Annotated in this window: 14 protein-coding genes; 13 read left to right on the forward strand and 1 reads right to left on the reverse strand. The window is 43.3% G+C overall.

Annotated elements, in window-relative coordinates:
* Positions 1-43 precede the first annotated feature (43 nt).
* Complete coding sequence (locus tag MSP8886_RS20605; protein ID WP_083201070.1) at positions 44-1,147, forward strand: SMP-30/gluconolactonase/LRE family protein; 1,104 nt, start codon at positions 44-46, stop codon at positions 1,145-1,147.
* A gap of 397 nt (positions 1,148-1,544) precedes the next feature.
* Entirely contained in the window at positions 1,545-2,207 is a 663-nt protein-coding gene (gene trhA, locus MSP8886_RS20610) for a PAQR family membrane homeostasis protein TrhA (protein WP_067020573.1), read from the forward strand.
* Between the two features lie 315 nt (positions 2,208-2,522).
* Here trhA and MSP8886_RS20615 read toward each other — a convergent pair whose 3' ends face one another.
* Complete coding sequence (locus MSP8886_RS20615) at positions 2,523-2,807, reverse strand: hypothetical protein (RefSeq protein ID WP_067020577.1); 285 nt, start codon at positions 2,805-2,807, stop codon at positions 2,523-2,525.
* A 509-nt stretch (positions 2,808-3,316) separates the two neighbouring features.
* Between MSP8886_RS20615 and MSP8886_RS20620 the strand changes: the two genes are divergently transcribed.
* From MSP8886_RS20620 to MSP8886_RS20670, 11 genes are all read left to right on the forward strand, one after another.
* Positions 3,317-4,123 (forward strand): transporter substrate-binding domain-containing protein, encoded by an 807-nt coding sequence (locus MSP8886_RS20620; RefSeq protein ID WP_067020581.1) that lies wholly within the window; start codon positions 3,317-3,319, stop codon positions 4,121-4,123.
* 157 nt (positions 4,124-4,280) lie between these two features.
* Positions 4,281-5,231, forward strand: a complete 951-nt coding sequence (locus tag MSP8886_RS20625) for an amino acid ABC transporter permease (RefSeq protein WP_067020584.1) — start codon at positions 4,281-4,283, stop codon at positions 5,229-5,231.
* Positions 5,224-5,973 (forward strand): amino acid ABC transporter ATP-binding protein, encoded by a 750-nt coding sequence (locus MSP8886_RS20630; RefSeq protein ID WP_067020588.1) that lies wholly within the window; start codon positions 5,224-5,226, stop codon positions 5,971-5,973. The genes MSP8886_RS20625 and MSP8886_RS20630 overlap by 8 nt, the downstream gene beginning before the upstream one ends.
* Before the next feature lie 104 nt (positions 5,974-6,077).
* Complete coding sequence (locus MSP8886_RS20635; RefSeq protein WP_067020592.1) at positions 6,078-6,485, forward strand: DCC1-like thiol-disulfide oxidoreductase family protein; 408 nt, start codon at positions 6,078-6,080, stop codon at positions 6,483-6,485.
* A gap of 221 nt (positions 6,486-6,706) precedes the next feature.
* Positions 6,707-7,024: a N(4)-acetylcytidine aminohydrolase gene (gene yqfB / locus MSP8886_RS20640; RefSeq protein ID WP_067020594.1), complete on the forward strand. Its 318-nt coding sequence runs from the start codon at positions 6,707-6,709 to the stop codon at positions 7,022-7,024.
* A gap of 264 nt (positions 7,025-7,288) precedes the next feature.
* Positions 7,289-8,569, forward strand: coding sequence for a polyamine export protein PaeA (gene paeA, locus MSP8886_RS20645; RefSeq protein WP_067020596.1), 1,281 nt, complete (start codon positions 7,289-7,291; stop codon positions 8,567-8,569).
* Between the two features lie 186 nt (positions 8,570-8,755).
* Complete coding sequence (locus MSP8886_RS20650; protein ID WP_067020598.1) at positions 8,756-10,321, forward strand: ABC transporter substrate-binding protein; 1,566 nt, start codon at positions 8,756-8,758, stop codon at positions 10,319-10,321.
* Positions 10,321-11,376, forward strand: a complete 1,056-nt coding sequence (locus tag MSP8886_RS20655; RefSeq protein ID WP_067020600.1) for an ABC transporter permease — start codon at positions 10,321-10,323, stop codon at positions 11,374-11,376. The genes MSP8886_RS20650 and MSP8886_RS20655 overlap by 1 nt, the downstream gene beginning before the upstream one ends.
* On the forward strand, positions 11,373-12,254 hold the full coding sequence (locus MSP8886_RS20660; protein WP_083201071.1) for an ABC transporter permease: 882 nt from the start codon (positions 11,373-11,375) through the stop codon (positions 12,252-12,254). Before MSP8886_RS20655 ends, MSP8886_RS20660 begins: the two co-directional genes overlap by 4 nt.
* On the forward strand, positions 12,244-13,095 hold the full coding sequence (locus MSP8886_RS20665) for an ABC transporter ATP-binding protein (protein ID WP_067020603.1): 852 nt from the start codon (positions 12,244-12,246) through the stop codon (positions 13,093-13,095). Before MSP8886_RS20660 ends, MSP8886_RS20665 begins: the two co-directional genes overlap by 11 nt.
* Complete coding sequence (locus MSP8886_RS20670) at positions 13,092-13,778, forward strand: ABC transporter ATP-binding protein (RefSeq protein ID WP_067020606.1); 687 nt, start codon at positions 13,092-13,094, stop codon at positions 13,776-13,778. Before MSP8886_RS20665 ends, MSP8886_RS20670 begins: the two co-directional genes overlap by 4 nt.
* The last annotated feature ends 10 nt before the right edge of the window (positions 13,779-13,788 follow it).

Raw genomic sequence — 13,788 nt, forward strand, 5'->3', positions numbered from 1 at the left:
CTCAGAAAGATTGGTTCTATCGTTAAAAAAGGAGTTGTTGTATATGAAAAGGGACAAACAGGCCTGTTTGGCTGTATCTGAGATGTCTTATTCTCGTCGTGATGTATTAAAAAAGACTTTAGCTTGGTCTGGTGTGGCGCTAGGCGGTGCTGTTTTATCGGGTAAGTTATTAGCGCAGCCTTTAAGCCTCAACTACCCTGATGAGCATGTCAAAATATTGGATGAGAGCTTTGCCAAGTATCGTTTATTTAATGCCAGCGTTGAACGCCTCGCGACCGGAATGCGCTGGGTAGAAGGTCCTGTTTGGAGTGGTGATGGACGTTATTTATTGGTCAGTGACATTGCGAATAATCGTATTATGCGTTGGGACGAACTTACGGATGAGTTGAGTGTTTACCGTTATAAATCGAATCATTCTAATGGTCTTTGTCGCGATCTTGAAGGACGTCTTATTGCTTGTGAGGGTTCAACGACGGATGTAGAAGGACGTCGTGTAACAAGAACCGAGCACAATGGTACGATTACGGTATTGGCTGATAATTTTGAAGGTAAACGCTTTAACTCTCCTAATGATGTTATTGTAAAACGTGATGGCTCAATTTGGTTTACGGATCCGCCGTTCCAAGCTGGCAGCATGTATGAAGGTAATATTGTGAAAACTGAATTGCCGGATGCTGTCTATCGAATAGATGGACAAACCGGAAAGTTAACGCAAGTGATCACAGAGATTGCTGGCCCTAATGGTTTGTGCTTTTCGCCAGATGAATCCATTTTATATGTTGTTGATTGTTTGACTGGGCCGAATCGCAAAGTGTGGGCCTACGATGTGGCGTCCGACGGTACACTAGGGGCTCGTAAAGCATTTATTTCCAACATTAAGCATGCAGCTTTTGATGGGATTAAATGTGACCAAGATGGCAATCTTTGGTGTGGTTGGGGCAGTGACGGCTCTAAAGGGCAGGATTCTAAGGCGTTAAATGGAGTGATGGTCTTTAACAAACATGGAAAAGCAATAGGTCACATCTCATTGCCCGAATACTGTGCCAATATTTGTTTTGGAGGCACCAAAGGGAATCGACTCTTTATGGCGGCTTCCCACTCTATCTATTCGCTCTATGTGAACACTCGAGGGGCAACCTTCGTTTAGTGCGAGTATCTTGATTGACGATAAGTGCAGCCACTTCAGGTTGTTCGCTTTCTGTCAGCATATCAAGATAAATGAGCGCCCATTCTAGGGCGCTTTTTTAACTCGAAAAGTATCCATCGATTACAGCGGATGGGTGGCCTAATGCTCAATCGAACTGACGGTTGAGGATGTCACGATCATGTAACTTTCTTAGTTTATACATTTGTTATGGTTGCTTAATCGGGATCTTTCCCCCATGCTTTTAATACGATTGATTTTTATTTATCAGTCATTGGTCACGTATTTTGGGGTTACAGCATTAAGAAAGGGAGCTTATATGAGAGTAGCCATGTGATCCGTTGCTCAGGTAAGTGAGTGCACTTACGCAATGAGAAAAAAATTATGGAGAAAGCAAGTTATGTCGACAGCAGTTTCTAATTCTAATCGAGGGCAATCTTTAGGCGAAGAGATTGCCAACAGCATCAGCCATGGGCTAGGGCTGGTTGCAGCGATTGTCGGTACGCCGTTTTTAATTATTAGCGCAGTAAAATACGCTGATGTGAGCTTTGTGGTTGGCGTGAGTATTTTCTCTGCCACCATGATAATCTTGTATTTAGCATCTACCTTATATCATGCTATGCCAGCTGGCTGGCAACGAGTCAAAGAGATTTTTCGGGTCATTGACCATGCGGCGGTCTATTTATTGATCGCAGGAACCTATACTCCCTTTATGCTGGGTGTATTAAAAGGGGCGTGGGGGTGGTCTTTACTCGGCGCTGTTTGGGGGTTGGCGCTGACTGGAGTGGCCTTAAAGGCTTTTGGTCGAGTGTCTCACCCAGCTATTTCAACGGGTTTGTACGTTCTATTAGGTTGGCTGATTTTGGTCGCTATCAATCCATTGATTGAACGTATGCAAACCGAAGGCTTGTATTTATTGGTGCTAGGTGGCGTACTTTACACCATTGGTGTACTGTTTTTTGTATTTGACTCACGAATTAAATACAGCCATTTGATCTGGCATTTGTTTGTTCTATCCGGAACGGTAAGCCACTTTTTTGCTATTATGTGGTATGGCGCTTAGCGCCCAGACCTCTTTTTTCGTCGATTCTAAAGCCCTAGCATGTTCGTGCTAGGGCTTTTTTATACTAAAGGCACAAGTTATTACGCTATATTATCTCTTTTCATTGGGTGTCTGTATAACAAGGAAATGATTAAGGTATTTGTTTAGTGAAGCGTTTACTGTGTAAGGCTTTGAGAGTGAGTTTAATCGCTAGTGTCAGCTAGGTTAACGAGAAAGTCAGCAGGGAATCTGTATTATGACGACAATTCTAGCCAAGTAATTCAACCAGTCAAACAAATACGCTGGGTACTAAAATAGGTGAGATAAAAGCGGGAGCTATACTTTAATATCGATCAATGAACCAATGGTCTTGTTCGACGCATCGATGACTTTAGCATTGGCTTTAGATTCTAGCTCGCTTTGTTTGGCTTCAATTAATCCATCCTGAATCGGTGAGCCGTATCGAGCATTGTTAGTGGTTGCTTCGTTTTGATTCACATTTCTCTGATTGACGGTTTGAGTCGATGCTTGAGCGACTTTTTGGCTCGCTTGGTCCAGTCTATTTTGACTACCTTGCAGACCATTTTGACCGTATAAGAATGAAGAACCTTGTATATTCATGCTGCTGACCTTGATTTCATAAATCTAGTTTAATGCTAAATCAAATACAGTGTAATGCAAATTGAAGCGCTTGTCTGTGATATGGCTGGGTTATTTTGTAACCAAGATGGTAGCGGATGTGTTTATCGTCAGGTCGCTATTGAAGAGGATGTAGTCCTGAATAGGTCGTTTTCGTCAGTTTTTGGTAAAAAAATGTCCGTAGCTAATGGTTATCTGCTTGATTTTACATTATAAGAAGGTATTGGCATCAAGATTGCCTATTTTTTGACAAATTCACAAGTTGTTGCGAATTTGTTTACAAAATGATTATCCTATCGGAATGAAATTGTTGTTTGACTTGAATTGTGCTCCAAAAAGGTGCTTTGTCAATGAGTGAGAATGTTTCTTTTTGGTGCGTTTTTTTGTCTTTTTAGCAATACAGGGTGATTAAGTCGAATTTTCTTTTTATAAGCCACTTTGTGTTTACTGTAAGTTGGCAATAATAGTACTCAAGCAAGAGAGAGACAGGTATGAAGAAACTAGTTGCAGCGGTTGTAATGTTATTTTATGTGGGTGTTGCATCCGCATCTGATAACGCTCTATGGGAAAAGTCCACTCTTAATCAAATCGTTAAGCGTGGTTCACTGGAAGTGTGTTTGGAAGCAGGCTATATGCCGTTCGAAATGCGCGATAAGGGCGGTCGTATAGTCGGCTTTGATGTTGATATGGCGAAAACAATGGCGCATGCCATGGGCGTTAAATTGTCTCTTCGTAACACTGCTTGGGACGGTATCATCCCGGCGTTGCTAACATCTAAATGTGACATCATCATGTCTGGTATGACCATTACGGCTCAGCGTAACCTGAAAGTGAATTTTGCTAACCCCTACATTGTGATTGGTCAAACGATCCTAATTAACCCTAAGTTAAAAGGCATCGTTAAAAGCTATAAGGATTTGAACAACCCTAAATACACCATCGCGACAAAATTAGGCGTAACGGGTGAAATTGCGACCAAGAAACTGATGAGCAAAGCTAAGCTGCAATTGTTTGAAACAGAATCTGAAGCGGCGCTACAAGTTGTCAATGGTAAAGCCGATGCGTTTGTTTACGATTTGCCATACAATGCGATTTATGCGGCTCAAAACGAAGGGAAGGTGGACCTTCTTGATAAGCCATTTACCTATGAACCATTGGCATGGGCGATCCGCAAAGGTGACCCTGATTTCCTGAATTTTCTTAATAATTACTTAGCTCAAGTAAAAGGTGATGGTACTTACGATAAAATTTATCATAAGTGGTTCAAAACCAAAGAGTGGTTAAGCACCGTTCAATAATTTCAATCACGCCTTATAGGCGAGGCAAGGTTGCCTCGCCTCTTATTCGCAAGATAGCGCCTTCTATTCTTTACTTTGTTGGTATTCGATCATTGTTATTCACACTCTATCGCCGCTACGACAAAGTAAAATGCAACATACGGGGAATGCTTCACCGATGAAAAAGCAACAAAATCTGCTTTTATGGAAAATGTTATATGTCCTTATCATGATTGGAATTGGATATGGGGTATATGCATCGAGTAAAAGCCTTAGTTATAACTGGCGTTGGGAGCGTATTCCCCAGTACCTTATTAGCTTCCAACCTACTGATATTAAAGCACCTTTTGATGGGTCTATCGAATCAGTAGATCCGAAAGAACATAAAATTGTGGTGCAATCTGACTCTGGTCAAACCTTTGTGGTCACAAAATACGATAAAGCCATCGCTCATACGGGGGATCTGGTTTTTGAAGGTGATACGGTCGCGACGATAAAAGGCTGGCATTTGGGCTCTATTTCTTGGGGCCTAGTCATGACGCTGAAAATTTCTGCGGTGGCATTGGTTTTTGCAATGATCATAGGATTATTTACTGGGCTTGCACGTATTTCTCATAATCCCGTGTTGCGTTATCTGTCGGTGACTTACATTGAGGTGATTCGTGGGACGCCGCTATTGGTGCAGATCTTTATCTTCTATTTCTTTATTGGCACCGTGCTGAATTTGGATAGATTTACGGCAGGTGTGGCCGCGCTTTCTGTTTTTACAGGTGCCTACATTGCTGAAATTATTCGAGCGGGGATTCAGTCTATTCATCCAGGTCAAATGGAAGCGGCCCGCAGTCTAGGAATGAATTATATTAAGGCAATGGTCTATGTTATTTTGCCACAAGCTTTTAAACGTACTTTGCCTCCTTTAGCCGGGCAGTTTATTAACTTGATTAAAGACTCTTCCTTGGTGTCGGTCATTTCGATTACGGATTTAACAAAAGCAGGTCGTGAGGTCGTGAGCTCAACGTTTGCTCCATTTGAGGTATGGTTTACAGTGGCGATCTTGTATTTGGTACTTACTGGAAGCCTATCTTGGGTCATTCAAAAGTTAGAGAAGAGGTTATCAGCCAGTGACTAATCCCATTTTGAAAGACAGTATTATTGTCGCTGACAGCGTGGACAAAATTTACCCAAATGGGTGCCACGCCCTTAAAAAAGTATCGCTTAATATCAAAAAAGGCGAGGTTGTGGTGATTATTGGGCCAAGTGGTTCGGGTAAATCGACATTTTTGCGGACCTTGAATCAGCTAGAGACTATATCGGATGGGACGATTCATATTGATGATATCAACTTGACCCATAAAGAGACCAATATCAACAAAGTGCGAGAAGAAGTGGGGATGGTTTTTCAGTCCTTTAATCTGTTTCCACACAAAACCGCATTGGGTAATGTGATGTTGTCCCCCATGAAGGTGCTTAAAAAGTCCGCCAAAGAGGCAGAAGCAGAAGCAAAAGACTTAATGGCTAAAGTGGGGTTGGCGGATCGGATGAATAACTACCCGTCACACCTTTCTGGAGGACAACAACAGCGTGTCGCCATTGCTAGAGCTTTAGCAATGAGCCCCAAAATTATGCTATTTGATGAGCCAACCAGTGCGCTTGACCCAGAAATGGTAGGGGAAGTATTGGATGTCATGAAGAGTCTTGCTGGTGGTGGTATGACCATGGTGGTTGTCACACATGAAATGGGCTTTGCTAGAGAAGTGGCGGATCGAGTGGTGTTCATGGAGGATGGTGAATTGGTGTTTGAAGAAACGCCAGATCGATTCTTTGAATCCGATAACCAGCGCTTACAGCGCTTTCTTGGTCAAGTGCTTTAACCTTCTATTTTCAGATGTGGTATAAAGGAGCCTTGGCAGGGTGCACCTGCCAAGGCTTTTTTGAGCGTTCTTCATATCCATGACATGCAATAGAGTGAGCAATAATGAGTTCAAAAGAGATTTTGTTGATTTATGATAGGGACTGTCCTGCTTGCCATTATTATTGCCAAATTGTCCGTATTCGTGACAGTGTGGGAACCTTAGTCCTTATCGATGCTCGCGAAAACAATGCCGTAATGAAAGAGGTTACGGATCTCGGTTTGGATATTGATCAAGGCATGGTGCTGAAAATGCACGATCAGTTTTATTATGGTGCAGATGCTATTCATGCTTTGTCCTTGCTTAGCAGTCGATCAGGAGTGTTTAACCGTTTTAACTTTTGGTTATTTCGCTCGAAAAAGCTTGCTTCAGTGCTTTACCCTGTGCTGCGCTCTTGCCGCAACCTATTGTTAAAAATACTGAGGAAAACAAAGGTCAATAATTTGGACTTGCCTAATAATGACCATTTCTAGCCAAGTAAGGTAGGAATAAACCGTCTAATTCTCTGCTTTTCAGGGGGCCCCTTAATAAAGGGGGAACGCTGGTGGAATGTCGATTCCTTCCCTAGTATCTGTGCTGATAGGCTAAATCAATCGTATTTTATTTTTCCATGATTTACACTAGCGCCTTAATATTGAGCAGGGCCATGTGTTGCCTATCAATAGAGTGTCAAATTTTTATTAAGAAAATTATCATGAAAACATTAAAAGACATGACTTTCTTTGAGCGCTTTGAGGCCGATATTCTATGTGGCAAAAAAGTCATTACGATTCGCGATGAATCCGAAAGCCATTATCAAGTTGGCTCGGTGGTGGATGTGTCGACTTTTGAAACGGGTCGTTATTTTTGTCAGTTACGTATTTTATCGGTAGAACCTATAGCTTTCTCGTCGCTTGATGAGGACCATGCAAAACAAGAAAATATGACACTACCAGAGTTAAAAAGTGTTATTCAAAATATCTACCCAGGAATTGAAAGGCTTTTTGTTATTACCTATGAACGATTAGCATAGTCAAATATTTAGCCAAAATATAGTATAGCATTTTAGTCAATGTTTCTTTTTTATAAGATTTTGATAATAGAATAATTTCTTGTGGACATTCTTACTAATAGGCCTTTTGTTTTAATAAAGTGATCATTGCTCTCGATATAATGGGCTCTACAATTTATTTTTTATTTGTCGCTATCATTTATGGGTTAAGTGGTAGTTTTTTGTCGGCATATTTATAAAACAGTTTTAGCTGTTAGAGCTTCTTTAGTGAAGTGAGGAAAAGTTATGAGTGATCTGGTTGGTATTGGTATATTAATCATGGCCAGTGCATTTTTTGCTATGTCTGAAATTGGTCTGGCGGCCGCGCGAAAAATAAAATTGCGAGTCATGTCGGAAGAAGGTAACAGCAAAGCAGATGCGGTGATCGCATTACAAGCAAACCCCGGTGCCTTTTTTGCTATGATACAGATTGCTCTCAATGCGATTTCTATACTAGGAGGGATTATTGGTGAGCAGGCCTTAACGCCGTATATCAAGGAGGCAGTTGGATTAGTGTATGAGGGGGCGTTGCTCGATCACATCAGTTTTATGCTCTCTTTTTTATGTGTCACCTCTTTGTTTATTTTATTTGCTGACCTTTTACCTAAGCGCTTAGCGATTATTATGCCGGAAGCCATTGCAATACGCATGGTTACACCGATGCGCTGGATTACGTTTTTATTAATGCCCGCCGTGTTTTTATTTAATGGACTGACGAACATCGTTTTGAGACTTTTTAACATTCCGACCCAACGTGAAGATATGGTTACCACAGAAGACATTGTTGCCATGATGGAAGCGGGAGCGGAATCGGGGAGTTTGCAAAAACAGGAATATCAATTAATTGGTAACGTATTCGAGTTGGATTCGTTAACAATTGGCAGCGCCATGACGACACGAGATCAAATTATTTATTTCGATATTCAAGAAAGCAGTGAAGATATTAGTAATAAAATTATCGATCATCCGCACAACGATTTTTTGGTATGTGATGGTAGTTTGGATAAACTCATTGGTATTATTGAGTCAAAAGAAATTCTGCGAATGGTGCTAAAGGGAGAGCCAGCTAAGATTTATCCGGAGCGTATTGATAAAGATATTTTCTACTTGCCGGAAACACTGACTCTGTCTGAATCGTTAAATGCCTTCAAAGTAGCGCCTCAGCCTTTTGCGGTGGTGGTGAATGAATATGGCACAATTGTTGGTATTGTAACCATGAAGGATTTGTTGAGTAGCTTTATGGGGGAATTGATTACCCCTCAGGATGAAGAACAGATTGTGCAGCGTGATGCGGATTCTTGGTTAATTGAGGGGTTAACCCCCATTATTGATGTGATGCGCAGCTTAGGTATCGAGGATTTCCCCGATCGAAGTCAGTATGAAACCATTGCGGGGTTTATGATCTACACCTTAAAGCGCGTACCTAAAAAAACAGATTTTTTTATCCATCAGGGCTATAAATTTGAAGTGTTAGATTTAGATGGGGTGCGTGTTGAGCAACTTCTTGTAACACGAGTAAAACCCTAAAGGCGACAATGTGAGTCTTTTTTGACTATTATGTTATAATGAAATACTAAAAAGCTATTAAAGGCTTTTTCTCAAAAAAATTAAACTATAACTGTGTAACTATTGTGCCAATCAAACCTGTTTACTTTTCCTTATTTTCACTCTCGCTTAAAATAAGCGTAATTAATTCTCTAGGAATATGAAATCATGAAAAAATTATTAGCAACCAGTCTGTTGCTATGTCTGAGTAGTTTCTCTGTGTTGGCAGCCACCCCACCTAATGCGCTAGTGGTTGCTCAGTCCTTAGATGATGTGACCAGTTTGGATCCTGCTCAAGGTTTTGAATTAACCTCAGTGCAAACCTTTACCAATGTGTATCAACGTTTGGTTCAGTCAAATCCAAAGAAACCAACTGAGTTAGAGCCAACCTTGGCGGTAAGTTGGGTGTCTACACCAAAGAGTTTGACCATTACCTTACGTAAAGGAGCTGAGTTTGCCAGTGGTAACCCAGTGCGCCCTGAAGATGTGGCTTTTTCCCTTGCCCGTGTGGTGAAGTTGAACTTGGCGCCGTCTTTTATTTTGACGCAATTGGGGTGGAATAAAGATAATGTGGACAGTCACATTCAAAAAGTGGCAGATAACAAAGTAAAAATTACTTGGGATGTTAATGTCGGTCCATCGTTCGTTTTGAGTCTTTTATCTGCACCAGTGTCTTCGATTGTTGATGAAAAAACTGTGATGGCTCATGCGAAAAATGGTGACTTTGGCCATGCTTGGTTGAATGATCATTCGGCAGGCAGTGGGCCATTCCAAATCAGACAATACACACCCCATGAAGCCTTGGTGTTAACGGCGAATAAAACCTCTCCTGGTGGCGCGCCAAAATTGGGCATGATTTTGATGAAAAACGTGCCAGATGCGGCAACCCGTCAGTTATTGATCGAACAAGGCGATGCGGATATTGCGCGTAACTTAGGGGCAGATCAGTTCCAATCTTTAAAAGATAAGCCCGGTGTGAAAACACTGGCGTTGCCTTATGCGTCTTTGTACTACATTTTGTTTAATACCAAAGCGAAAAACAATCCCGATTTAGCAAACCCTGCGTTCTGGAAAGCGGCACATTGGGCATTTGACTATAAAGGCATTGCTGTGGACTTGATGCGTGGTCAATTCCAAGTTCAACAGTCTTTTTTACCGCAAGGTTTTAAAGGTGCTTTAAAGGATCAGCCGTACCATTATGATCCAGAGAAAGCCAAAGCCATCTTGAAAAAGGCGGGCATTAAGAATCCACACTTTAAGTTGATCGTGAGTAATCAGCCTCCATACTTGGATGTCGCACAGGCGCTGCAAGCCAGTTTTGCCCGTGCAGGGATTAAAGTCGAGCTCATCCCAGGTGTGAGCAGCCAAGTATCAAGCGAAGTCAATACTCACCATTTCGAGGCTACCGTATCAGCTTGGGGGCCAGATTATTTTGATCCAAATACCAACGCGTCAGCGTTTGCTTATAACCCAGAAAATGGCTCAAAAACCCTTGCATGGCGTGCAAACTGGCAGATACCTGAATTGAGTAAAATGACGCTTGCGGCTCGTGCTGAGACGAATGAAGCGAAACGGACTCAAATGTATGAAACGCTACAGCGTAAAGTACGAGAAAACTCACCGATTGTGGTGGGCTTGCAAAACAAAAAACTGGTTGCCATTCGTAGCGATCTAAAAGGTTATGTGCAAGGCATCATGCCTGATATGGTTTATTACAAGAACGTTTCTAAATAATGAGCACTTCAACCTACTCAGTCGGCGCTAAGCGCCGACTTTGGATAGGCCGCAGCCGACAGTTGGTGAGCGGCCTTATTTCATTGGCGCTGACCTTGTTTGGTTTGCTGATATTTACTTTTATTTTGTCACGAGCGGCACCGGTTGACCCTGTGTTACAGCTAGTGGGGGATCATGCCAGCCAAGCGACATACGATCAAGCGCGTCACGAACTAGGTCTAGACCAACCCTTGCCGATGCAGTTTTTGCATTATCTGGGGCGTTTGAGCCATGGGGATTTAGGCGTCTCTCAACTGACGCAGCAGCCAGTTATTAATGACTTGATGCGTACTTTTCCTGCAACCATTGAGCTGGCAACTTGCGCAATGATCTTTGGAGCCTTGTTCGGCATCTTACTCGCGGCCATGGCGGTATTTAAGCCAGGCAGCTGGATGGATCACCTCGCGCGTTTTATCTCCTTATTAGGCTATTCGGTACCTGTGTTTTGGTTAGGTTTGTTAGGTCTCTTATTGTTTTATGCCACATTGCATTGGTCTGCAGGGCCAGGGCGATTAGACGACATTTATACCTATACCATGACGCAACATAGTGGTTTTGTCTTGTTAGATGCCCTTCGCAGCGGTGATCCAGCAATATTGAAAAATGCCATTGCCCATTTATGGTTGCCTGTTGCCGTTCTGGCATTACTTTCTATGGCGTCGATCACTCGCTTATTACGCGCCGTGATGCTGGAAGAAAGTAATAAAGAATATGTGATCTTGGCGCAAGCCAAAGGAGCGAGTCGGCTGCGTATTATCCTTGTGCATATATTTCCGAATGTATTAGGTACTCTAATTACCATCCTCGCGCTTTCCTACGCCAGCTTACTGGAAGGGGCTGTGTTGACCGAAACGGTATTTGCTTGGCCAGGACTGGGGCGGTATTTGACCAGTGCGCTGTTTGCATCGGATATTTCTGCTGTATTAGGGGCAACCTTGTTAATAGGTACCTGTTTTATTCTGCTGAACGCGTTTGCAGACGCACTGACAAAATGGGTGGACCCGAGAACACGATGATAAATTCTAGGCTTCAAAAAGACCCTTTAGAAAAGAGTACGAAGAGAATCGCCAGCGGACTTCATTTACCACATTGGCTAAATACCTTTAATGTGGGTTTGGTGATGGTGGTGGTTCTGCTTGGACTGGCGTTATTGGCGCCGCTTCTTTCCCCCTTTGACCCAAATCTTCAGAACATTCAAGATCGATTGTTAGCGCCTGATGCACAGCATTGGTTTGGTACAGACCGTTTTGGTCGAGATTTATTCTCACGCGTATTGTACGGAGCACGTCCAACACTCATTCTGGTAAGTTTAGTGGTTATTCTCACCGTGCCTATTGGTTTAATCGTGGGGATTTGCGCTGGCTATTTTGGTGGCTGGACTGAGCGTGTATTAATGCGTATGACGGACATTGTTATGTCGTTGCCAAGCTTGGTCATTGCGCTGGCGTTGGTGTCGATTTTAGGGCCGGGTTTGATGAATGGCGCTTTGGCGCTCGCCTTTACCAGTTGGCCGTCTTTTGCTCGCCAAGCGCGCACGGAAACCTTATCCATTCGTCGTAGTGATTATCTGTCTGCGGCAAAAATGCAGGGCGTAACTGGCTGGCGTTTGATTGTTGGTCATATTTTGCCTTTGGTGTTGCCTAGCGCGATTGTTCGGGCCGCTTTAAACCTAGGAGGGATTATTCTTGCGGCAGCAGGTTTGGGCTTCTTAGGTATGGGAATTCAGCCACCAACGGCAGAGTGGGGGTCGATGGTGTCTAGTGGTAGCCGGGTGATCTTTGATCAATGGTGGGTGGCCGCTGTACCTGGCTTTGCTATTTTGTTTGCTAGCCTTGCATTTAATCTGCTTGGTGATGGATTAAGAGATAAAATGGACCCTCGTCATGACAAATAATAGCAGTTTGATACAGGTCGAGAACCTACATATTAGTCTAGAAGACAGCACCGAATTGGTTAAAGGTATCGATTTTGCCATGGGGCGTGAGCGTGTTGCTTTGGTGGGGGAGTCCGGCTCCGGTAAGTCACTGACTGCGCGCTCTTTAATGGGCTTGTTGCCAGCATCACTGCATGTTCAGGCTAACCGTTTTGAGTTGCTTGGTGAAGCGGTGTTGGCATACAGCCAGCGTCAGTGGCTTCAATTGCGTGGTAAACAGGTGTCTATGGTATTACAAGACCCAAAATACGCTTTGAACCCATCGCAAAACATTGGCAGACAAGTAGAAGAACCTTTGGTGCTTCATCAATCTCTGGCCAAAAAAACACGAGTTGAAAAAGTCGAACATATGTTGGATGCGGTCGGCTTGCCTAACCCTGCTAAACTTCGCAAGCTTTATCCTCACCAACTATCTGGCGGTATGGGACAGCGTGTCATGCTTGCCATCGCGTTGATTAATGATCCGCAATTTTTGATTGCTGATGAACCCACTTCCGCCCTGGATCATGCTGTACGCGACCAAGTGCTAGAGCTGATTGCGTCTTTAGTTGAGGAACGGAATATGGGGCTGCTGCTGATCAGTCACGATTTACAGCAGGTAGCCGATTATTGCGAACGTGTATTGGTGATGTATCAAGGTCAACTGATCGATCAGTTACCTGCTTCCCAGCTGTCTAATGCGACACATCCCTATACGCAAACCTTGTGGTCTTGTCGACCCAATATTGATAAGCGAGGGCAAACGCTTCCGGTGCTGGATCGTGGAGCATTAGCGACCTTAACCGAAGGAGCAGCCAAATGAGTGTGCTTGAATTAAAAGACGTGAGCATCAGTCATGTACAAGGCTTGGAAAAAAACACGGTCGTTCATGATGTGAATGTATCGATAAAAGCGGGTGAATGTTTTGGTTTGGTGGGTCCTTCGGGTTGTGGCAAATCCACCTTGCTTTGGGTATTGGCGGGGTTGAACCCACATTGGAGTGGCGGTATACGGTTACTTGATCAGCCATTAACGCCAGGCAAAGTCTTTAGCGGTGAATTACGCCGTCGTGTACAAATGGTGTTTCAAGACCCGTATGCCTCGTTGCATCCAAAACATCGTTTGCGCCGAGCCTTGTCTGAACCACTAAAGTTGCTTGGCTATCAAGACATCGATGATCGACTCAGCGAAGGTTTCAAACTTGTGGGGCTGTCAGAGAATATGATTGACCGCTATCCCCATCAGCTGTCAGGAGGGCAACGTCAACGTGTCGCTATTATCCGAGCCTTGCTGCTGGAACCTAAGCTTCTTCTACTGGACGAACCCACATCTGCACTGGATATGTCGGTTCAGGCGGAAATACTCAACCTGTTAAACGAGTTAAAAGCCAAGCGTGATTTGACGATGATAATGGTCAGTCATGATCCTGAAGTGGTGGATTACATGTGTGATCATGCCGTTACCATGAAAGCTGGGCGGATTGATAAGGAAACTTTCTACGATTAGGCTCAAAGCC

It is taken from the genome of Marinomonas spartinae (assembly GCF_900089775.1).
In the GTDB taxonomy this organism is placed as follows: domain Bacteria; phylum Pseudomonadota; class Gammaproteobacteria; order Pseudomonadales; family Marinomonadaceae; genus Marinomonas; species Marinomonas spartinae.